The organism is Apilactobacillus timberlakei, assembly GCF_002993965.1.
GTDB classification, from domain to species: domain Bacteria; phylum Bacillota; class Bacilli; order Lactobacillales; family Lactobacillaceae; genus Apilactobacillus; species Apilactobacillus timberlakei.
Window position 1 is genome coordinate 1 of the sequence record NZ_POST01000007.1, and the last position, 20,808, is coordinate 20,808.

Annotated in this window: 32 protein-coding genes; 29 read left to right on the top strand and 3 right to left on the bottom strand. The window is 33.1% G+C overall.

Annotated elements, in window-relative coordinates; all coding sequences use genetic code 11:
* From C7N71_RS07130 to C7N71_RS07185, 13 genes are all read left to right on the top strand, one after another.
* Positions 1-2,183 (top strand): phage tail protein (locus C7N71_RS07130; protein WP_105988406.1); only part of this gene is annotated, 2,183 nt, incomplete at its 5' end.
* Complete coding sequence (locus tag C7N71_RS07135) at positions 2,183-2,875, top strand: hypothetical protein (RefSeq protein ID WP_105988407.1); 693 nt, start codon at positions 2,183-2,185, stop codon at positions 2,873-2,875. The genes C7N71_RS07130 and C7N71_RS07135, both read left to right, overlap by 1 nt.
* Positions 2,872-3,918 carry an XkdQ/YqbQ family protein gene (locus C7N71_RS07140; protein ID WP_105988408.1) on the top strand — a complete coding sequence of 349 codons (1,047 nt, stop codon included), beginning with the start codon at positions 2,872-2,874 and terminating at the stop codon, positions 3,916-3,918. Before C7N71_RS07135 ends, C7N71_RS07140 begins: the two co-directional genes overlap by 4 nt.
* 2 nt (positions 3,919-3,920) lie before the next feature.
* On the top strand, positions 3,921-4,259 hold the full coding sequence (locus C7N71_RS07145; protein WP_105988409.1) for a DUF2577 domain-containing protein: 339 nt from the start codon (positions 3,921-3,923) through the stop codon (positions 4,257-4,259).
* 11 nt (positions 4,260-4,270) lie between these two features.
* The gene (locus tag C7N71_RS07150; RefSeq protein ID WP_105988410.1) at positions 4,271-4,693 is read left to right on the top strand and encodes a DUF2634 domain-containing protein; all 423 of its coding nucleotides are present in this window, start codon (positions 4,271-4,273) and stop codon (positions 4,691-4,693) included.
* Positions 4,680-5,828, top strand: a complete 1,149-nt coding sequence (locus C7N71_RS07155; RefSeq protein ID WP_225361903.1) for a baseplate J/gp47 family protein — start codon at positions 4,680-4,682, stop codon at positions 5,826-5,828. The genes C7N71_RS07150 and C7N71_RS07155 overlap by 14 nt, the downstream gene beginning before the upstream one ends.
* On the top strand, positions 5,821-6,363 hold the full coding sequence (locus C7N71_RS07160) for a putative phage tail protein (RefSeq protein ID WP_105988411.1): 543 nt from the start codon (positions 5,821-5,823) through the stop codon (positions 6,361-6,363). The genes C7N71_RS07155 and C7N71_RS07160 overlap by 8 nt, the downstream gene beginning before the upstream one ends.
* On the top strand, positions 6,360-7,652 hold the full coding sequence (locus C7N71_RS07165) for a fibronectin type III domain-containing protein (protein WP_105988412.1): 1,293 nt from the start codon (positions 6,360-6,362) through the stop codon (positions 7,650-7,652). Before C7N71_RS07160 ends, C7N71_RS07165 begins: the two co-directional genes overlap by 4 nt.
* Positions 7,653-7,666: 14 nt before the next feature.
* Entirely contained in the window at positions 7,667-8,032 is a 366-nt protein-coding gene (locus tag C7N71_RS07170; protein WP_105988413.1) for a hypothetical protein, read from the top strand.
* Positions 8,025-8,195, top strand: a complete 171-nt coding sequence (locus C7N71_RS08090) for a hypothetical protein (RefSeq protein ID WP_157944381.1) — start codon at positions 8,025-8,027, stop codon at positions 8,193-8,195. The genes C7N71_RS07170 and C7N71_RS08090 overlap by 8 nt, the downstream gene beginning before the upstream one ends.
* Positions 8,196-8,232: 37 nt before the next feature.
* A complete protein-coding gene (locus C7N71_RS07175) occupies positions 8,233-8,607 on the top strand; it encodes a phage holin family protein (protein ID WP_225361904.1) in 375 nt (124 codons plus the stop codon).
* A gap of 26 nt (positions 8,608-8,633) precedes the next feature.
* Positions 8,634-9,038 carry a hypothetical protein gene (locus C7N71_RS07180; RefSeq protein WP_105988415.1) on the top strand — a complete coding sequence of 135 codons (405 nt, stop codon included), beginning with the start codon at positions 8,634-8,636 and terminating at the stop codon, positions 9,036-9,038.
* 15 nt (positions 9,039-9,053) lie between these two features.
* The gene (locus tag C7N71_RS07185) at positions 9,054-9,917 is read left to right on the top strand and encodes a GH25 family lysozyme (RefSeq protein WP_105988416.1); all 864 of its coding nucleotides are present in this window, start codon (positions 9,054-9,056) and stop codon (positions 9,915-9,917) included.
* Positions 9,918-10,053: 136 nt separating this feature from the next.
* On the opposite strand, the gene C7N71_RS07190 is transcribed toward C7N71_RS07185, so the two are convergent.
* Positions 10,054-11,025 (bottom strand): hypothetical protein, encoded by a 972-nt coding sequence (locus C7N71_RS07190; protein ID WP_105988417.1) that lies wholly within the window; start codon positions 11,023-11,025, stop codon positions 10,054-10,056.
* 504 nt (positions 11,026-11,529) lie between these two features.
* On the opposite strand from C7N71_RS07190, the gene C7N71_RS07195 reads away from it, so the two are divergent.
* The 3 genes from C7N71_RS07195 (at position 11,530) to C7N71_RS07205 (ending at position 13,536) form a co-directional block, all read left to right on the top strand.
* Complete coding sequence (locus C7N71_RS07195; protein WP_105988418.1) at positions 11,530-12,414, top strand: ParA family protein; 885 nt, start codon at positions 11,530-11,532, stop codon at positions 12,412-12,414.
* Positions 12,411-12,695 carry a hypothetical protein gene (locus C7N71_RS07200; protein WP_105988419.1) on the top strand — a complete coding sequence of 95 codons (285 nt, stop codon included), beginning with the start codon at positions 12,411-12,413 and terminating at the stop codon, positions 12,693-12,695. Before C7N71_RS07195 ends, C7N71_RS07200 begins: the two co-directional genes overlap by 4 nt.
* A 238-nt stretch (positions 12,696-12,933) precedes the next feature.
* Positions 12,934-13,536 (top strand): DUF3862 domain-containing protein, encoded by a 603-nt coding sequence (locus C7N71_RS07205; RefSeq protein ID WP_105988420.1) that lies wholly within the window; start codon positions 12,934-12,936, stop codon positions 13,534-13,536.
* Positions 13,537-13,581: 45 nt separating this feature from the next.
* Here the strand turns inward: C7N71_RS07205 and C7N71_RS07210 are convergent, their stop codons facing one another.
* Both C7N71_RS07210 and C7N71_RS07215 read right to left on the bottom strand, forming a co-directional pair.
* Complete coding sequence (locus C7N71_RS07210; RefSeq protein WP_105988421.1) at positions 13,582-14,397, bottom strand: helix-turn-helix domain-containing protein; 816 nt, start codon at positions 14,395-14,397, stop codon at positions 13,582-13,584.
* A 225-nt stretch (positions 14,398-14,622) separates the two neighbouring features.
* Positions 14,623-14,970 carry a helix-turn-helix domain-containing protein gene (locus tag C7N71_RS07215; RefSeq protein ID WP_157944382.1) on the bottom strand — a complete coding sequence of 116 codons (348 nt, stop codon included), beginning with the start codon at positions 14,968-14,970 and terminating at the stop codon, positions 14,623-14,625.
* A 275-nt stretch (positions 14,971-15,245) separates the two neighbouring features.
* Between C7N71_RS07215 and C7N71_RS07220 the strand changes: the two genes are divergently transcribed.
* The 13 genes from C7N71_RS07220 to C7N71_RS07270 all read left to right on the top strand — a co-directional run bounded on the left by C7N71_RS07220 (position 15,246) and on the right by C7N71_RS07270 (position 20,808).
* Positions 15,246-15,449 carry a helix-turn-helix domain-containing protein gene (locus C7N71_RS07220; protein ID WP_105988423.1) on the top strand — a complete coding sequence of 68 codons (204 nt, stop codon included), beginning with the start codon at positions 15,246-15,248 and terminating at the stop codon, positions 15,447-15,449.
* Positions 15,450-15,483: 34 nt separating this feature from the next.
* On the top strand, positions 15,484-15,723 hold the full coding sequence (locus C7N71_RS08095) for a hypothetical protein (protein ID WP_140921761.1): 240 nt from the start codon (positions 15,484-15,486) through the stop codon (positions 15,721-15,723).
* A 41-nt stretch (positions 15,724-15,764) separates the two neighbouring features.
* Entirely contained in the window at positions 15,765-16,538 is a 774-nt protein-coding gene (locus tag C7N71_RS07225; protein ID WP_105988424.1) for a DnaD domain-containing protein, read from the top strand.
* The gene (locus C7N71_RS07230; RefSeq protein WP_105988425.1) at positions 16,516-17,361 is read left to right on the top strand and encodes an ATP-binding protein; all 846 of its coding nucleotides are present in this window, start codon (positions 16,516-16,518) and stop codon (positions 17,359-17,361) included. Before C7N71_RS07225 ends, C7N71_RS07230 begins: the two co-directional genes overlap by 23 nt.
* A gap of 21 nt (positions 17,362-17,382) precedes the next feature.
* Complete coding sequence (locus tag C7N71_RS07235; protein ID WP_105988426.1) at positions 17,383-17,685, top strand: hypothetical protein; 303 nt, start codon at positions 17,383-17,385, stop codon at positions 17,683-17,685.
* Between the two features lie 255 nt (positions 17,686-17,940).
* Positions 17,941-18,117: a hypothetical protein gene (locus C7N71_RS08100; protein WP_157944383.1), complete on the top strand. Its 177-nt coding sequence runs from the start codon at positions 17,941-17,943 to the stop codon at positions 18,115-18,117.
* Positions 18,107-18,259, top strand: coding sequence for a hypothetical protein (locus C7N71_RS08105; protein WP_157944384.1), 153 nt, complete (start codon positions 18,107-18,109; stop codon positions 18,257-18,259). Before C7N71_RS08100 ends, C7N71_RS08105 begins: the two co-directional genes overlap by 11 nt.
* Before the next feature lies 1 nt (position 18,260).
* A complete protein-coding gene (locus tag C7N71_RS07245; RefSeq protein ID WP_105988428.1) occupies positions 18,261-18,641 on the top strand; it encodes a hypothetical protein in 381 nt (126 codons plus the stop codon).
* Positions 18,631-18,879, top strand: coding sequence for a hypothetical protein (locus C7N71_RS07250; RefSeq protein ID WP_105988429.1), 249 nt, complete (start codon positions 18,631-18,633; stop codon positions 18,877-18,879). The genes C7N71_RS07245 and C7N71_RS07250 overlap by 11 nt, the downstream gene beginning before the upstream one ends.
* On the top strand, positions 18,879-19,592 hold the full coding sequence (locus tag C7N71_RS07255; protein WP_105988430.1) for a putative HNHc nuclease: 714 nt from the start codon (positions 18,879-18,881) through the stop codon (positions 19,590-19,592). Before C7N71_RS07250 ends, C7N71_RS07255 begins: the two co-directional genes overlap by 1 nt.
* A complete protein-coding gene (locus C7N71_RS07260) occupies positions 19,589-19,930 on the top strand; it encodes a hypothetical protein (protein WP_105988431.1) in 342 nt (113 codons plus the stop codon). The genes C7N71_RS07255 and C7N71_RS07260 overlap by 4 nt, the downstream gene beginning before the upstream one ends.
* A 280-nt stretch (positions 19,931-20,210) precedes the next feature.
* Positions 20,211-20,369 carry a hypothetical protein gene (locus tag C7N71_RS08110; protein WP_157944385.1) on the top strand — a complete coding sequence of 53 codons (159 nt, stop codon included), beginning with the start codon at positions 20,211-20,213 and terminating at the stop codon, positions 20,367-20,369.
* Positions 20,359-20,808 carry a helix-turn-helix domain-containing protein gene (locus tag C7N71_RS07270; RefSeq protein ID WP_105988433.1) on the top strand — a complete coding sequence of 150 codons (450 nt, stop codon included), beginning with the start codon at positions 20,359-20,361 and terminating at the stop codon, positions 20,806-20,808. Before C7N71_RS08110 ends, C7N71_RS07270 begins: the two co-directional genes overlap by 11 nt.

The following is a 20,808-nucleotide window of genomic DNA, read 5'->3' on the forward strand; positions in this document are numbered from 1 at the left end:
CTGGTACAAATAAATCTTTTACGCAGATGGCCACTCACTATAAAACAGTTGGCCAAGCAATGGATGGACTACGAGAAACCGTAGCGAACCAGTTGCAACCAGCTTTTGACAAGGTCGGAAAAGTTGGGATTAAGGCTATTAGTGGATTAATTGATAAAGTCGGAGACCTTAATTTTGACCAAGCCGCAAATAAAATAACGCCAGTTCTACAAGGCACTATCAACACCATTGTAGATGGCTTTAATTATGCAAAAGGAGCCGTGAGCGACTTCTTTGCGGGCTTTAATAATACTGGTGCAGTTAGTGCCATAAGGTCAACGATTGGCACCGTTAAGCAAGACTTATCAAGCATGAGTAAATCAATGGCCGGTAGTGGTAAAGACCCATTCGCTGCTTTTAAGACCCTGGGCAGTATATCCGGGGGAGCGATTGGGGGACTTGCTAAAACCGTTGGAGCTTTAGCTGATAATATAAGCCGTATTGATCCAACAATTATTAAAACGTTAGCACTAGCATTTGTGGCGCTTAAGTTTGGTTTGAAGGGCTTAGTGTTTACATCAGTAATTGCCTTCTTAAATATCATGAATAAGACTAATCCTAAAACTGCGAATGCTCTTGCTAAAGGAATTATTGGCGTTGCGATTGCGATTGGAGTTTTAAATGGTGCAATGAAGGCCTATAAATCCTTTAAAGGTTTTATGGGATTGTTTAATAAAGCCCCTAAGACACCAAAAACTCCTACCATGCCTAAAACACCTAAAGCTCCAGAACCACCAGGTGGTGGAGCTGGTCAATGGATTAAGTTCGGGGCAGCACTAATTTTAGTTGGTGTAGCAGTAATTGCCGTGGGAGTTGGTTTTTACATCCTTGCACAAGCTGCTATCCAATTATCTAATGCTGGTTGGGGTGCCGTTGCGGTATTTGCCGGGATGATTGCCCTAGTTGCCGCTTTAGGTATAGTGGTCGCTACTGTTGGAACTGCGATGATTGCTGGTGCGGTTGGATTCACTATTTTTGGTGTAGCGCTACTATTAATTGCCGGTGCAATATGGATCGTATCGGCTGGGATGACTATGTTAGCTGGTGCATTACCAACGATTGCACAATATGGCTTGATGGCCAGCGTAGGAATTATAGCACTAGGTGCAGCCATTTTAGTTTTTAGTGCTTTAGCGGCTGCTTCTATCGTTGGAATCACTATTTTTAGTGCGGGGCTGCTGATTTTATCAGTTGCGATGGTTGTAACCGGAGCGGCTGGCTTAGTCCTTGCCGTGGGTATAACTGCGGTTGCGGGGGCTTTAATGTTATTAGGCGCAGCCCTAACGATGGTTGGTGCTGGTTTAACTGCCGTAGCTGGCGGAGCGCAAAACCTAGCATCCACATTAGGTGGGATTTTTAACGGTATGGTCAACACCATTCGAGGCACCGTGTCCAGTATTCCTGGTGTAGTTCGAGGCGGTATTCAAGGAGCCGTAGGAATTGCACAAGGTTTTGGTGGTGCGTTAGTTGGTGCTGGTAGTGCCATAATCAATGGATTTTTAAATGGTATCAAGTCCGCCTTTGAAGGCGTTAAGAGTTTCGTTGGTGGAATTGCTGGGTGGATAAAAGCCCATAAAGGGCCATTATCATATGATAAAAAGCTATTAACTCCTGCTGGTAACCTTATTATGAATGGTTTAAATGATGGATTAACTAACGGGTTTGGCGATGTTAAGAACAATGTTAACGGTATGACCGAAAACCTAGCTAACACTCAAATGGCTACACCTGATATTGCTATGGGTGGCTTAAATGGTTCTAATCCGGGAGATTTATTAGCTAACGGGTTTGACCGAGCTAAAACATCATTATATGGATTGATTAGCGGGATGAGTAAGCTAAAGGCTAATGGTGCGATTGATGTTAACGGACAAATGCAAGATAACAACATCAAAGATACCAACCAGTTAACCAGTAACCCCGATGTAAGACAAAGCTTGGGATTATCTAGCAATAACAACGATAATAGCCAGGTATCTAACAGTTCCAATACTGATAACTCTAAAAGTGATCGTTCGATTGTATTTGAAAATGGAGCAATCCAGATTAGTAGTAATGGTAACGCTGAATATGACGGCGAGAAATTACTAGCAGCAATCGAGCCACAATTAAAAGCAATTAAGGAAGGAAGATTAAGCAATTAATGAATGTGAATGTTTACATTACAAACCACCGTAATAAAACGGTGGCTTTACCGGTATCTCCATCAGAAATTAAAGTTAATTTTGAAAACGATGAATCTACTTCTAAAGTGATTGGTTTAGGCGAAATTAATCGCCTGGGAGATAAGAAGTTAAAATCTATAAAAATATCTTCTTTTTTGCCGTTAGATAGTTCAAAAGTTAGTTATACCACCGTTAGAAAAAAACATAAGTGGAAAAATGCTAGTAGCTATATAACCTTTTTAAAAAATATTCAAGCCAGTAAAAAGCCTTGCCGCCTAGTCATTACTGGTTTTAAATTTTCAATGAAGGCAACTATTAACTTTACTTATGGCATGTCTAACGGTGTAAATAACGAGTACACTTATGAGCTTGATTTTACTGAATATCGAAAAATTAAAGCAGAGAGAATCGGTAAAAAACACGGTAGGAAAAACAATAAGATTGCTAAACATGGCCAACGCCGGAGCAAACCGCAACATAAAATTAACCGTGGTTCAAAAGTCCTGGTCAACGGGATGGCTTACTTAACTAAAAATGCTATACATGGTGTTATGATCCGTAAACGTGAATGTAATATTACTTTGGTTTCTAGCAATGCTAAGCATCCTTACTATGTTGTAACTACGGGCGGTGTTGCAATGGGTTGGGTTTCCAAAGGAGCTTTTATATGATAACTAAATTCATAATTAAACGGCGCACTCAAAATCAAGCCTGGAACGTTAAAAGCCTAGTTACTAATGTTAAGTATAGTAATGATATGAACTACGCTGCTGGCGAGCTTACTTTTGATTTAATCGAAGTAAACGATGGCTTTGCTATCCATAACGGAGATATCGTTATGTTTGAATGGGATAGCCACAAAATATTTAAAGGCTATGTATTTAAGTATGATTTTAAGCAAGGGGCTACTTACTCAATAACTGCTTATGATGGTCTACGTTACTTCAAATCAAACGATAGCATGGTTTTTCCTACTAATAATTTAGGCCAACGATTTAATACTATATGCGGCTACCTAGAATTACCACATAAAGTTATCTCCATGCCTCAACATAAGTTAAAAGCTGAACTAGCAGATAACAAAAGTTATTTTTCAATGTTGCAAAGTGGTATCGATTCCACCAGACGAGCTGGCGATGGTCATTATTTTTTAAGAGATAATTACGGGATGATTGAACTAAGAAAATATCCGCATTATCAATTAAAAATGATTATTGGCGATAAATCCTTAGTAACTGATTACACATTATCACGTAGCATTGACCAAGCCGCTAACGTGGTTAAACTGGTCAAAAGTTCAACCACTAAAGGGAAAAAGAAAGTAACTACCGTTAAAACTACTAAAAAAGGTAAAAAGAAGCAGACTACTAAAACAGTTACAACTAAGGGACCCAAAAAGATGTCTGCTACTACTGCCGAAGGAAGCACTATCGATAGTTGGGGTAAGTTGATTTATGTTAAGCAAGTAACGTCAAAAGCTAATACTGCGCAACTGAAACAACAAGCTAATAATCTGCTTAAACAAAAAAATAAGCAGACCAACACTTTAAAATTAACTGCGATTGGGAATGTATATCTCATGGCCGGCAACTCAGTAACCGTTAAAATCAACGATTTAAGACAAGTTGGAATCGGTACAAAAAGGTATTCGATTGCTAAAGCAACTCATAACTTTGGGGATGCTTATACTGTTGATTTAGAAATGAAGGTGTAATTATGGCGATTGCTGGTAGATGGTTAGTAGAAGAATTAGAACAGCGTGGCGGCCATAATAACGAATATGCGGATATCGTATACGGAACAGTAGTTAAGGCTAATCCTTTGCAGATACAATTATCTGAAAAGATTACCTTAAATGCTGCTTTTTTAGTTTTAGGCCGTAACGTGGTGGATCATAAAGAAAATATTATTTTGGATGGTAGTACTAAAGAAATCACTTTAAAGCAAGGCTTAAATGCTGATGATAAAGTGGCCATGTTTAGGTTAGATGGTGGCCAGCAATTTTATGTATTTGAAAAATTAAGCGATGAGGCTTTAAAAGATGAAAATAGTTAGGGGGTAAATTAATGGACGAAAACGAAGAAAATCAAAACGTAGATGCTGGCGATGAGCTGGGGGATGATTATTCGGAGGAAACCTTACCCAGTAAGACGTACAAAGTCAAAAATGGGCGTATTTTAGCCACTATTGACGATTATGAGGCAATGGTACAAGCCATTGATAAAATAATGCAGACTGAGCGTTTTGTTTATCCTATCTATGACGAAAATTATGGCCATGATTTAAACGATTTAATCTCGAAAGATTTTGAATATATCCAGGTGGAGGCTGAACGCATGATTGAAGAAGCGTTGAAAGCTGATGATCGGGTGGAAGATGTAACCGTGGATAGTGTTGAAAAAACTAGCCAAGATTCCATTTTAATTAGTGCCACCGTTGATACTATTTTCGGCCAAATAAACATTGAGAAAGGAGTTGATAGCAATTAATCCACTAGACTTAATTAAAGACTTAGAAAATAAGGACTTTGATTACTTTTTAAATCAAATGTTAAGCGATGTTTCTGATGATGTAGATAAGCGCCCCGGCTCAATCATTTATGATGCAATCGCTCCCGCAGCTACTTTACAAGCTGAGCGATCTAAAGATCTAATCAACTATATTAAACAATCTTATATCTCAACATCTACGGGAGAATTTTTAGATTGGCACGCTCAGGACAAAGGAACCAGTCGAGAAGCCGCTACAAATGCCAAAGCTACTGCCCGAATAATTGATGATAACAAGAACATTGTTACTAATATCGATATTGGCGATAGGTTTGCCAGTATGGGCCAAGATAGCATTTTTTATAGCGTAATTGATAAAAAAGCTGATGGAAACTATCTACTACAAGCGGAGACACCAGGGACAACTCCTAATGGTTATATTGGCCAGATTTTACCAGTTACCAATAATGATAGTATCTCATGGGCTGAAATTACCGAAGTATATGCTCCCGCTAGGGATGCCGAAGATGATGAGAGCTTAAGAGCAAGGTTGCTAAGTCCCAACTCATATATTAACTATGGTGGGAATGTTAATGATTATAAAGCGATGATGGCCAATATTAAAGATGTGGGAGCAGTACAAATTTATTCTGCCTGGCAAGGTGGAGGAACTGTTAAACTGGTTATTTTGGACAATAACTTGAACCCCGCTACTGATACGCTTTTGAATGAAGTTAAAGTAACAGTAGACCCACCAGATGAGAGCGGTTTAGGTTATGGGCTTGCTCCTATTGGCCATCAAGTAACCGTGGTTACAACAGAACTTTTTGATGTAACTGTAAATATCAAAGTTACTACCGATGGCAAGATTGGACTTGATATTTTGAACAATGAAATCAAATCAGCCACTCAAAATTATTTTAATAATTTACGCAAAAATTGGTCAAAAGATACTAACTTTAAATATTCTTTGACCGTTTATAGATCGCAAATTATGGCGGCTATCTTGCAACTTGAACATGTAGTTAATGCTGAGATGCCTAAGTTAAATGGAGAAGATACTGATGTGGATTTAACGTTTACTAATGAAATTTCACAATTACCTAATTTGAAGGATGTGATTATAAATGATTAGTGATTTACAACCAGACTTCTATAAAGATGTTTATGAGTTTGAGCAACTGGCCAAAGTTGAAGATAAATCATTTAATGATTTTGACAATTACTTATCACGCCAGCTAATTAATTTATTTGTTTCTAAAACTGATGCGGACGGTATCAGTACCCTAGAAAGTCAATATGGTATTCCTATCGATTCATCTAAATCATTAGATGATAGACGTTACCAAGTATTAATTAGACTTCTACCGCCGCAACCAATAACTTTTAAATATTTTAAAAAGTTATTAACCACAATGAACTTAGAGGTAGATTCAAGTGTAGATGCTATCAATTCAATTTATAAAGCGGTAGTTGAATCTGACAAAGTTACGATTAGTGATATTAACCGCTTAAATGATGTACTAAATCGTTATGTACCATCACATTTATTAAAAATCATTTATCGTTATCAAAATGCTCAAAGCCAGTTTAATAACTACTTAGGCGTGGCCAATAACACCGAATTAATAGCTCATAGTGACTATGTAGAAGGGAGAGAAAACGAATGACTTATAAAACTTTTAGAAACACCGTGCTTACGAATAAAGGCTTTGATATTTCTAATAAAGCCTCTATTGGTAAAACGCAGTTTGAAATCTTTAAAGCCGTTTCAACTGATGCCGATTTAACAGGTTATAAAGTCGAAGATTTAAAGAATTTAACCACTTTACCTAATGAAATAAATAGTGGCCATCTTACCGACTATGATACTAACGAAAAATCCATTAGTGCGATTCAAACCGTATTTGATAATAGCGATTATAAAGATGGTTATTTAGTCCGAGCGGCTGGTTTATACGGTAAAGATGCCGATGGAAATGTATTTTTACATTCAATTACCATATCTGATAGTCCAGTAGTTATTCCAGCGGTTTCAAGTAATATCTTTGATGGCTTAAAGCTGCTTATTTCTATCATAAGCACCGATAGTAAGAATATGAATGTTAATTTAGAGCAAACTTCTAATGCTTCAATTCATTATGTAGATCAAGCGGTATCTAAGATTAGAGAAACGATTCAAAAAGATATTCAACCAAAATTAGATGATAAATTGGATACTAAAGATTTTAACGCTCTGGAGTTATCAAGTAGAAATGGTAATCTTTATTATCAAAATAAAACTGTTTTAACAGCTACAAAACCCAATGGTGTACATATAGATATGAAATATGTAAACATTGATGGGAAAAAATGTAGCTATCAAATTAATGTAGAAAATGATGGGGGCAGCCCTATTAAAAGTTATACAATTTTCTATAAAAGTACCACAGATTCTAACTGGTCAATAATTACTAACGCTTCAAAAAATGGTTCAATTAATTTAACGGACAATACTGATTATCAAGTCAAAGCACAAGCCATTAATGATATTGGTAATAGCGATGATAGTGAAGTTACAAACTTTTGTGTAGTTACAGATTTAAACAAGTATATTGATATTAGCATCAATACTGGCAGCAACATGACACAAAATTATTATGTCAATGCTACTAATAATTTTCAAAATTCTACTTTAGGTGGCATTAAACTGTATGTTTTTCAAACTCATAAAAGTTCTGCCTACTCAATTAATCAAAGCAAAGGATTAGTTTATGACCAACAAGTAACGATTGATGGTAGTGAAGTAACTCTTGTGGACGTTAAAATTCAAGCCATAAGTGGTGGCAGCAATTATGTTTCAAGTCGATCTGGTTACTATTTAAAAGGTCAAAATGGATGGCATGTGTTTATATACGCAGAGGCTTTAGATGCTAATGGAGTGCCTACGGGAATGTTTACCAGCCCCGTATTTTACTAGGAGGTGTAACTCAAATGGAATATAAACTAGATTTTATTAATATGCCACAAAGAGATGAGTACCTGTCCCTTAAAAGTGTTCAAATGAATAATGATATATTAACGTATTGGGTTACTAAGAAAGCTGATGATGAAAGCTATGAAAAAATAAATTCTGATATGGGCAAAGGACTGGCCATATTATTAAGTATGAATGATGGCAATAAAGACTTACAACAAAATTATGCTAATATGATTGGCGAGTTAGCACAAAATAAAATTTTTAGTGCTAATTTGATTAGCCAACTAGCACAACAACAAAAAACTAATTTAGAGCAAAAACAAATTAATGCTCAATTAATTGCTCAATTAGCTAAAAATGGAGGTAATAACAATGTTTAGAGATTTTATAGTACAAAATCCTAATTTATTTACGGATAATAGCTTAAAAGATTGTTTAAATGCTGGTTTCATCAAACAAGAAGATTATGATGATATTTTACAAAGTAGAAATAAAGAAACCCCCGCAGAAAACGGGGGTGGAACAAGGACACCAACTAATTAATAGTTGATGTCCTATTTTTATGCACATTATCCACGGAATGTTGATGTACCTTTTTGATGATAACGGGCTTCATATCGTGCGTTGGTACTTAATCATGGTCATGCTAGATACACTCTTAGGAACCGTTAGAAGTGCCATGAAGTCGCACCTTAGATCCCGCACATATTTAAAAGGTATTTATATCAAATTATTAAGTATAACGGGAATCATTGTAGCTAATGGCCTAGATGATATGTTGGTAAATTACATGAAGATAAACGTTGGTTTTGATGTTTCTGATATGTTCGCAGTTGCCCTAGTGGGTTATGAAGCGTTAAGCATATTAGAAAATATGCACCAAATGGGCATCTTTACTGGAAAGCTCCAAGATATACTAGACAAGTTCTTTGATGATTCTAAACCAGAAAAATAAATTTTAAGGAGATTAATTAATTAATTATGGATTTAACAGTATTATTATCACAACTAGACAAAGGCACACCACTTTACTATGTAGTATTAACCGTATTTGTATTAACTCAACTATACAAGTATCTTCACAATGCTAAATTAGATAAACAAATGAAAGTTGTATCTGATAAAGCCAAACAAATTGTTATTCCTATCGCTAACATGACTGGGCTGGCTAACGCAGACCGTAGAGCTAAAGCGGTAGATATGTTATATAACTGGGCAGTGGCTCATAAAATCAAAATCAGCCGCAATAATGCTGCTCATATCATAGATTTTGCTTATCACTATTGCAAAAATCAAGGCTGGTTAAATGATAAACAACCAGTAACTACTGGTAATCCCGAAGATTTAACTCCAGAACAACTAGATAACATGACTCCAGATAAATAAGGAAGGTGGCTAATTATGGCAAAAACAAAAAATTATGATATTGTGGCCGATATATCCAGTTATCAAGATAAAACATTAGCATACTTACACACCTTAAAAAATAATGGTGTTAAAGGCGTTATGGTTAAACTAACCGATTCCACGAACTACCTAAATCCTAACGCCGCTCAACAAGTTACTAATGCTTTTAAAGTTGGTGTTCAATCAGTTGGTTTATATCACTATTATCAAGGTCAACCTCTAGCCGAAGCACAATATTTTTTAAAGTGGGTTAAGGCCTTTGGCATGGATAAAGATACACCCTTAGCTATTGATGTGGAAGATCCTTACTCATTGCCTCAATATAATACTGCTGGCGTTAATATTTTCTTAAATGAACTTAAAAAAGCCGGCTATGTATGCCGAGTAACTTACTCTAGCAGTTCATGGTTTAATGCTGGCCGAGTAAATTATGCTAAATTAAACGATAAGAATATTTGGGTAGCCAGTTATGGCTCTAGTCAACCGAATGTAGATAACTCTACCGCATGGCAATTTACCGATAATTATAAGCGTTTAGGCGTAGATGGTAGTTATGACTTTGACGGAACTTTAATGGGTAAACGCTTTAAATATAAAGCCCCAGCTAAACCTAAGAAAGAAACTCCTAAGCCTAATAATAATTATCTTGCTAGTGGTAGTAATTTCTTAGTTTTGACTGATCACTTAAATGTTTACAATTCAGCAGTTTTTGACCAACAAAACCGTACTGAATACAATTATGCTAAAGGCTCAGTCTTTACGGGTAAGCTAGTCAAATATGGCAATATCTACCGTATTCAAACCAAAGATGGTTATTATGTTAGTGCCAATGCTGATTTTATTAAACAAGTTAAATAATTCTTTATTGAGGCTATCCTTAGGGGTAGCCTCTTTTTTTGTGCAATAAAAAACACCACTAAACTAATAGTGGTGTTGTATGTCGAAAAAGCATAGTTGTTTTAACCACCACTATTATAGCATTTATTTATATTTTTTATCTGTCTAATTTCATAATTGGAATATTAAAGCCGTCTACTTCATAGTTTCTCATTGGGTTGTCTATACCCGTTATAATATCAGCTACTTCATTATCGAAACATGTGTATAATGCTCTTGCCATATAGGCCTCTTTGTTTTTAATATCTTTACGAACATGTATTGATATAACAGCATTTAAGAATGCTTGTCTTATTGAATCTGATAATCCTTCGTTATGTTCAAAGGTTAATGCATCCGCAGCTTCAATATAGCCTTTTGCTTTATATTTTTTCTTAGAAGAATCTTTAGTTTTAAAAATTAAACCGGCGTACTTATACATTACATTAGAGTTCTCAGAATATTTATCTAAAGTGTATGCTAGATCATGACTCATTCCTCTATTTCTTAGTCCCATTAAAAGCATGTTTTTAATATCTCGGTCTTTAAAAGTGATTTTATTTTTATCTCCATCAATATTAAAACCATTGTCTTTTGAATTATCAGATTGTTGTTTTTGTTCATTCTTTTTATTTTCTTTTTTATTTTGACCGTAAGTTCCATTTACTGTTACAGATGTTCCTATTGTGTTTTTAGATAGTGGCTTAATAAAGTGATTAGCTAACAAATTTTGTGAGAAGGTACCCACAAATTTTGTGAGTACGGAAAGAGGCATGAAAATTTTATCTGCTGAGTATTGTTGTTCTACTCGATCTATATAACCTAAATTATTAAGTTTTTTAAGTGAATTGAAAACCGTATTAGGATGGACTCCTAAAAAATCAGCCATTTTATCTTGTTCATATACTACATAATAATCGCATCTATCAATATCATAGAAATTCATTCTCTTAATTGATGATTTCATTCTATCCTCTAGTACCGAATAAATCATTTTGTCTATTAATTTTAAATCCTTAAATTGCAATGCTCTATATGATACATAAATTCCTTGTTGTTTTGTTTTGCTTTTTTCAAAAGTTAATTTCATTAGTCTATCCCCTTTAATTTCGAGATAGAAAAAAGGGTACAAGTAATTAAACTTGCACCCTTTAAATATGTATTATACATTGAACTCTTTCATTTTATGGTCTATAATTATAGTTAAATCGTTGGTTACTACGAATAACCAGCTAACTTAATTACAATTATAAATTAGATGAAAGAGCGTAAAGGCGAGCAAGTAGTTGGAGTACTTGTTAGCTGATAAGTTGTTACTTCCAATAACTTCTTATCAACGCTCTTTTTTCTATGTCTTTTTTTATAATTTATATTGGTTAGTAACTTATATTTTTAATAATAACCCATATAGCTATGAAAAGTAAAGCCTGTATTTTTCATAGTATAATTACGTTACTTTTATAAAAGTATATTAAGAGTAAATATAAACTTGTAGTAAAAGTATAATAGTTATAAAAGTGAACTAAGTATAAAAGTATACTTTTATACTTAGTGGTGTTATAATTGTGATTGTAATTAAGTTAGGAGTGATTATATGACCAATGATGAAGCTAATATACAAGAAGTTTTATCAGATTTAAAGAATAGTAAAAAAGCTACAACGATTATTGTTGGTAATCAAAAAGGTGGAGTTAGCAAAACTATTAATTCATGTTTGATTGCTTATACACTTGCTAAAAGAGGTGTCAAAACTTTACTAGCCGATATTGATCAGCAAGCAAGTGCAACAAAGATTCTTCTAAAAACTAAGAAGCAAGCTAATCCAGATGCAGATAATGATATTAATAAAACTGTTATGGATGGTATTAAAGAAGGCAGTTTTGATAATTTAGCAATGTCTATTACTGATAATCTTGATTTATTACCTAGTTATAAAGATTTAAAGGATTTTTCTAACGATGTTTATACTAAGGTTAGAGATAGTTACGGAACTAATGAGGCAGATCATATATTTGCTAAATTGTTAGAACCTTTGAAAAAAGATTATGATGTTATTATTTTGGACACCCCACCATATGATAGTTCTATGAATGACAATGGGCTTTTAGCTTCTGATTATATATTAATATCATTTCAAACTCAGCAAGGTGGATTTGATGGTGCAGATGATTATACAGACACCATAGCTGAATTACATGATAACTATGGAATTGACAATAAAATACTGGGTATGATTCCAAGCTTATATAATAAAAGAAACTGGGTAGATAAAACCATGTTAAAGCAAGCTAAAGAATATTTTGGCGAAAAGTATGTTTTTAAGAATATAGTAGATACTATGCCTAGAATAGAAAGATATCCTGTTTTAGGAATCAGTAATAACGATATTTTTGAAAGAAGAGTTTTAAGTAAATATTCTGATATAACAGATGAAATGCTATTAAGAATGTATAAAATAGAAAAGGATGGTGTGCTATGAACGCAAAAAGTAAAATGGATCAAATAAATTCAGATTTTCAACCGGGAGCTGTAAAACCTAAAAAACATTCAAAAGAATCTAAATTAAAAATAAAAAACACTGGTAAAAGTCAAAAAGTGAAGACTATGAAAATGCCTAAGGATGTTTATGATAACTTAAATATCATTAAAAATTTAGACGAAAAGCAATACAATTATGTAACTCTTCAAATGTTGATAGATTTTTATTTAGAACACTCTAGTAGCGATTATAAAAAACGTTTCAATATACTAAAAAATTAGTACTTGTATACAAGTATAATAGTTATAAAAATAAACTTGTTATAAAAGTATACTTGTATACAAAACATCACAAAGGCTATAAAAAAGGGAATGCTAAACAATAGCATTCCCTTTTTATAATTATTATATATGACTAATAATGTTATTTATCTATTTTTTAACACGGGAAGGGTGGTCATTTATTTCTAAAATAGATATAATTATATAGTTATAAAATTTAAAGGAGTACATACATACTATGAAAAAATTAGTTTCAATTGCAACAATCTCATTATTAGCATTAACTATTAGTGCTTGTGGTAACAGTAATGATAAAAAGGGTAGCAATAATTCAAGTTCTAGTTCTAAAGTTGTTAACAATAGTAAAGTTACTATGAACCATTATCAAGCTATTAAATTAAGTTCCATGATGGATAATAGTGGGGGAGATAATGAAAAGACTGTTAAAAATATTTTGGGTAAGCCTTCAAGGGTTACAACATCAGAAACAAATGGTAAAAAGATGGTGACTTATACTTGGGACAAATTAAATACATCTTTTAAAGCTAAAAATGTAAATGTTGGTTTTAATGATGGTAAAGCTATGACTAAGAGCTATGCTAATCTTGATTTAAACCAAATGAAACCTTTGGATCAATCCAAAGTTAAAACAATTAAAAGTGGAACATCTTATAAAGATGTTATTAGTAAGCTAGGTACACCAAGTTCTGAAAGTGAAGCTGGTAGTGGTAACATGGCTATGAAAGAAGCTATGTATATTACTAGTACAAAGGGCGATGCAACAGGATTTACTTTTATGGGTGGAAACGTAAGCCAAATATCATCAAACAAAATTAAATAATTTTATTAAAAAAGCTGTGATTAAAACCACGGCTTTTTTTAATGTTTAGAAAGCTGGCTGATTAATTAAATCTGTTACTTCCCAACCGTCTGAATCATGCCATATATACTTATTTTCTTTTTCTCCTAATTCGCTTTCATCTTTTTGCGATGCATCAGATGTTAAGGGTATCAAGTAGGTAGTTTTATGAATGTATCTAAATTTAAAAATCTTAGCTATTTCTTTACCACCTTTAGCTTTTTTCTTAGCTATTACCGGTATTCCTGAATACATTAGTTCAATGTGTGCTTTTCTAAGAAAAACAATTTGGTCGAATCCAAAACCCATTACAGAACTTGTCTTAAATTGCATACATTGCGAATACGTTTGAGGAATTTTACCACTAAATTCTTGAAAAAATTCTGTGTTTTCGTTTAAAAGTTCTACTGTACTATCATCATGGACTAACATTTGTATTTTTAAATCATAATCTCCATACTTAGCTTTTAAATCCTCATGAGTTATACGGACATTCTTTTGATCTGCTAATTGTACTTTAGCAAAATTAAAAACATGATTTACTTGTTTACTTTCTAAGTCCATACATATGCTTTTTATATTATTTATGCTATCTACACTATCAATTCTGTGTTCATCTCCTACATGGTCAAATTCGCCGTTTGGGTCGATTATTTCCATTGGATCTAAGTGAATTGATTTAGCGTATGGCAACAAATAATTAGAGCCTATATTCGATTGCCTCTTTTCCCATTTTTGGACCGTAGCAACTGCCACATGCAATTTTTTGGCCAATTCTGCCTGGGTCATGCCTAAATCTTTTCTACGTTTCTTAAGATCTATTTTTAAGTGCTTGCTTTTCATGTGTTTTCACTCCTATAACTACATTTTAATACAAATACATACTTTAGGTTGTAAAAAAACATAAGTTAAGAGTTGTTTTGTCAAAAGCCATTTACAATAATCATATACCAGTTAAGATACAGATAGTTATTTAATTTATTTATAAGTTATTAATACTTTACTTATATGTATCATAATAAAATAAAAAAGAACGATTTTTAATCGCTCTTAAAAATAAAATGATATTTATTTTTGTTGTTCGTTATGTTGGGTGCGAGCATATTCTAGTAACGATTTTTTCCGTCTAGGTACTAGATCGCTATAAATGCTCATCAACTCATTAGCACCTGAATCATCTTTGCGATACTTGCTTAGGGATTTTGCATCATCCCCGAAGTAGTCAACACTAATGTTAAACATTCTGGCTATACTTTGGACAACTCGAAAGCTAGGGTCATTTAAGTCGTTTTCCCACATACTAAGACGCCCACGACTTACTTTTGTTTGATTTTCATCATTAAATCTTTGAATGAAGTCGTTCATAGTCCAACTATTAAGTTGCCTTAAATGTTTTATTTTCTCGCCAAAGGTCATTTTCATCACCTCCTAACGAACAAATGTAATTGTACTCGCTGTGTTCCGAAAGTGCAACATTTAAAAGCGTAAAAATATAATTTTAATATCTAAAACACTTATAAATAGACCTATAAAAAGGTTTTAAATAATTTAATTAATTTTATTTTTGTTCCGAATATGAAAAAACATCATTAATTTTAATTACAAATTAATTGACAATGGGGAATTAATATTATACATTGTTAGTTGTAATATTGTTCCGCATTAGGAACAAAAAGAAAGGGGTAATATTCATGTGTTCAATCAAAGAAAGACCATATTACAAGCTGATGATGATTCTAAAAAAGAAAAATGTAACGCAAGCTGAATTGTCAAGAAAAACTGGAATCAGCAGAAACAATATCAGCTTAAAAATTAGAGGGAAACATGCTTTTAGATATAGAGAAATGCAAAAAATTGCTAAAATTTTAAATGTTAGCCAAGATGATATTGATTAATATTTGGTATTAGTTCCGAAAAAAGAACGAAGGTGTGAACATAAATATTATAGAAAATAATAAGCATCCCTCGATATTGTGGGATGTAAATTACAAAGAACATAAAAAAGAGTTCATTACAAAAGTGGCCACTAAACTATGTAACCACTATGACGTATCTAAGTTAGTTATTCCAGCTAGTTTGCTGGATGACAAATTTAGTCGCCAGGACTTATTAAAAGAAATTTTAAACTTAGTTCTTGCTGAAACGTCATTATGTAAGTTAAAGGGATAATAAATGCAAAAATCAATAGTAACCCTTAAGGGGGAATTAACATGGTAAAGGTATATAAAGATCGTGATAGTCATTTTACCCATATCAAAAACGATATATATGAATCAGACCAACATTCTGATGTGAATACTTTGACTTGGAAAGCTATGGGTATTTTTGGCTTTATGTGGCATAACCCAGATAATTGGGAATTTTATGAAGATGAATTAGCCAGTCATTCTAAAGATGGGAAATCGGCCTTAAGAAGTGGAATTGAGGAACTAGAATCAGCAGGATTTATAAAAAGAGTTCAAAAAAGAGACCAAAGGGGTAAGTTTTCCTCTTATGATTGGATACTTAACGAAGCCCCGTTTTTAGAAAATCGCAAATCGGATAATCCTAAGTCGGATAAACCCAAATCGGATAATCGCAAACTACAAAGTACTAAAGGTACTAAGTACTTAAGTAACAAAGAACTAAGTAGTAGTGATGATCCAAAATCTTATGGAGCGCTTGAAGAATACCAAAGAGTTTGGACGTTTCCTAATGCAATAGTTCAACAAGATTTAATTAGTTGGATTGATGATTTAGGTAATGACCTGGTTAAATATGCAATTAAAATCGCTGCTAGAAATAATGTTAGCAAGATGGGTTCTCATAAATACTTAAAAGCTATTTTTAAGGCATGGGATGAGAACGGTGTAAAAACGATTGAAGATGCTAAGAAACAAAATGCTAAGCACGAGAACAGTCGTAATAACTCATATGGTAATAGTAACTCAAACAATAGTAAAAAGAAGGAGGTAGGTAGTTATGAAGGGTTTGACTACTTCTAATCAATTTAAGAACTTTTTAAATAAGTATCAACATCCTAGCGATGAGATTTGCGAGAAACATAACTGCCATAAAGTCGTTTTTGACTTGCCTAAGCCTCATACAGTTTGTGAGCAATGCCAGCAAGAGGCGATTAACGCTCGTAGCAATAACATCGTTAAAAGCTCAGTAAGTCGAATTGAACGCCGTAAGTCTTATGGTGTGCTTACTAAGGATAGCTTGATACCCGATGATGATTTAAAAGATGCTAGTTTTAGCACTTTTAAGCCTAACGATGATGAATCAGCCAATAATTTAAAAATTGCTAAATTATCAGCTAAAAAATTTTTAGAAGATGCTAAATTTAACTTAATTTTGTCGGGACCACCTGGTCGAGGCAAATCACATCTAGCCTTAAGCATTCTAAAAGCAGTTAATGAAAAATCCCAGGGAAAAATTACTTGTATGTTTATAAATACCGATGATTTATTTTTCAAGATAAGAGATAGCTGGAGTAATAAAGATAATGGCTTTACGGCTCCCGAAGTTATATCTCGTTTATCTAAGGTCGATTTATTGGTACTTGATGATTTAGGGAGTGAGGCTACTATGCAGAGCCGTTATGTAGAAGCTAAAGATTATATCCAGCAGCCTTTATATGAGGTATTGCGTAAACGCTCACGTAAAAGCACGATCATAACTACCAATATGGATAGCGAGAAATTAAACGCCACTTACAACGGAAAAATTATCAGTAGAGTGCTTAAAGGAGTTACTGCTAATCCTAAAGAGCAAGTTATTAAATTTACATCAGCGACTGCTGATAAAAGAATATTAGGCTTATAAGGAGGCTAGGAGAACTTAGGGATGATAATTAAAAAGTATTTAAAAGTATCAGATATTGAAGATTATATTGATTATTTAACTGATTCAGGATTTAATTTTGATAGATTTGATGAGCGACTTATTCAAGTTATCAGATTAGTTAAGGCCGTTAATTATACTAATAGGTCAGTAAAATCATTAGAAAATTATGTAGATGATTGCATGAGTTCACCTGGTATCAGTTTAAATTACAAATATATCGAACAGGCTATACACATTTTAAATAATTATAAAGTGATGCGGGAATTACAGAGAAGAAAGTTGAGCAATGAGCAAAGGAAATGAAAAAGCCATTTATAAACACCAAAATCTTTTTATATGCAACTGTTGAAAAACAAATATCGATAATAGGATGTGTAGTTTTAGATGTTTGGCTGCCGTTTAAATTAATAGGCATTAATCTATTTAACGTAATAGATCTAGCCAACTTGTGCTGGTTGATATTTATATACTCAGCCGTTGTCCTACTTATATCAGAGCATAAACATAAAAAGAATACTCATAGACATTATAAATATAGATTAACTAGGAGCTTTAACAATGAGATTAAACATTAATGCTGATACTAGCAACATTAAAGAAGCTAAAGAAATAGTTAACGAATTGCAATCTATGCCTTTAGCTAGTGGGATGGATATTAACGTGAACATTGAAGTTAATAATAAAAAGCAAGAAAACAAAATAGGATTTAAAAGGAGTAATCAAAATGAAGATTAATATTAATGGTTATGCAGATTCAGAAGAAAACTTTGATCAGATTATTAAGAAAGCTAATGAAGTTCAAGAGAATCATCAGTCTGATGAAGTTATTTTAAATATAAACTACGGCTCAGATGGAATCGTTAGAGAGGGATTTTAATTTGAAATTAGATCGTGTTATGCAGTTAGAACACATAAAACAGTTAGCAGCTTCACACTTTGGATACACACAATACTTTGATGATTATAATAAATACAGACTTATCAAGCCGAAAAATAGTAATAAAGCACTAGATAAATTTTTAGATCCATACGCTGATGAGGTTATTTTAAACAGCAATGAATGCTTGGATTTATCAGTACGTTTAGGTTACTTAGCAACGTGTAATCCTCCCTCAATGTATCGAGTTGAGCAAAGGGGTGAAGCTACTAAGCTGAATAATATTATAAACAGATTAGGCTTTACATTATATCTTGCCGGTATAAACGAACTCACTATAAAGATAAACAATGATAAGGAGGAGCTTAGCTATGACGAATAATAAAAGTGATTTTGTGGTTTATTTCTATGATGAAGCTAAAAATAAGAACTATGTACACTATCAAAACAAGAGAATGTACACCAATCCGAACCCTAAGCTCGCCTGGGAAGTAAACCATAATCAAGCAGTTAGCATTTTAGCAAAACGTGGCCAGCAGTTCGGCGGAGGCTTTGAAAATCACGCTACCGCCTATGCTAATTATGTAGTTGACAACCAGATTCCAGCAGATCAAATATAATGAAATATTTTGGCGAAATTAAAGCATTTAACTATGAGGAAAATACCATAGTTCTTAAATTAGATGATATTGATATACACGAATCTAACCTTTTTAAAAACAATGTAGGTAATTACCTGGGAATTGACTTTGACGATAAAAGGGTAATTAGTTATAAGCAGCAAAGAAAGGTATATGCCTTATTAAACTCGATTGCTAAGTCTTTTAAAACTAAGCTAGAAGATATAAAAGCATCCCTTAAACAAGATTTTTGTAAGCATAATGGCCATAAAATGTTTTCACTAAGTAATTGCACCGTAACGACTGCCAATGACTTTATAGATTATCTAGTTAATTTCTGCTTAGAGTGGGATGTTGAGTTTGCTAGTCGTGCCTTAGATATTGCAAAGGGTAGTTATGGCTGGGAAATAAATTGCTTAAATAATAAAAAATGTTGTATATGCGGGCAAAAAATGCAGATCGCACACGTACACGCTATTGGGATGGGAGCCAATCGTAAGAAAATGGTTCATATCGGATATACAGTGTTACCGCTATGTGTTAAGCATCACTCATTACAACATAATATTGGGATTAAGACATTTTTAGATAGATATTTATTAACAGGCGTAAGAATTGATGAGGATTTGTCCAGGAGGTTACACCTGGGAAGATTGCGTAAAAAGTACGAGGTACACATGGGCGATCCAATAGAATACACTAACGGGGGATGATAATTATTGCAGAAATAGAACAACAAACAAAAGCGTTAAGAACTATGCAACGAGAACTGGATAATTTTGATTGCCTTGTAATAGATAGGCAAACTGCTCCAGAAAATACTAGCATGGGACTTTTGCACATAGAAGATGCCATAGATAGATTTAAACATTTGACTGATAAAAATATAATTATTAAAAAATATAATGAAGTTAAAAGTAATAATATTCCATCTATGCTGATACTCATTGTATATAAAAGTAGTGTGGTATTTTTGGCTAATACAATTTCACATTTAAGTAATGTTATAGAAAATACTATAAAGTATGGCATGGAGCGTTATGGATTGTGAAAATTATAAAATCAATAACTTCTAAGCTAAGACGATATACTAAACATTTCAATCGTGAGCATCCAGATGATAAGCCATTTTGCTCAGATTCATGCAGTCCATATTCTCATAATATTTACCAGGAAGGGATGTTATATGCCTTTCAAAAGTGTATAGATGAGCATAAATTTAGTAAAGCTAAATATTGCCTAAGAGAAGTAGAATTGTGCTGTAATGATATAGAAAGTGCTATATGCTCAGACATTTTTAGTAAGGAATTTAAACAGGAGTTAAAAAATTAATGAGAAATAATTATTTGAGTGATCCAGTTGTTAAGTTAGTTATACGAAATAGTAAAAATAAAATTATTAAAGAAATTCCTATTAAAGCCTCAACAAAGGCTAGTAACTTAGATAACTCATATTTTGAACACAAAAGGGATGATAATATTGAAACCTAATCCTTTTTTATCAGAGGTATATAAATTAGAGCAAGAAGTAGGGAGTGTGGCCACACTCGATGATAATGACCCAAGAATTAAAAGATTATCAGAGATGAGCAATGGGCGTAGTAAACAAGAAATTATTAAGCCTAAAGTCTTGTACATGATTCATAAAGGGATGAGTACACCAGAAATTGCTAAGTCATTGGGATGTACTGCCACCTATATAAGACGATTGATTAAAAAATATCATTTAGTCATTAATTATGTAGTTATTGAGGACGTTAAAACTAATAATAAATTATTCTTTATGAGTGCTATAACCATGTTAGAAGTATTTAAAGAAAATAATATAAATATTGGTTATAAGTCGATATTGAATCATTTAGAAAATGGTCAATTATACAATGGCCGTTATAAGTTATATAGAGATAAGAAGATTAAGGCACTAGACTAG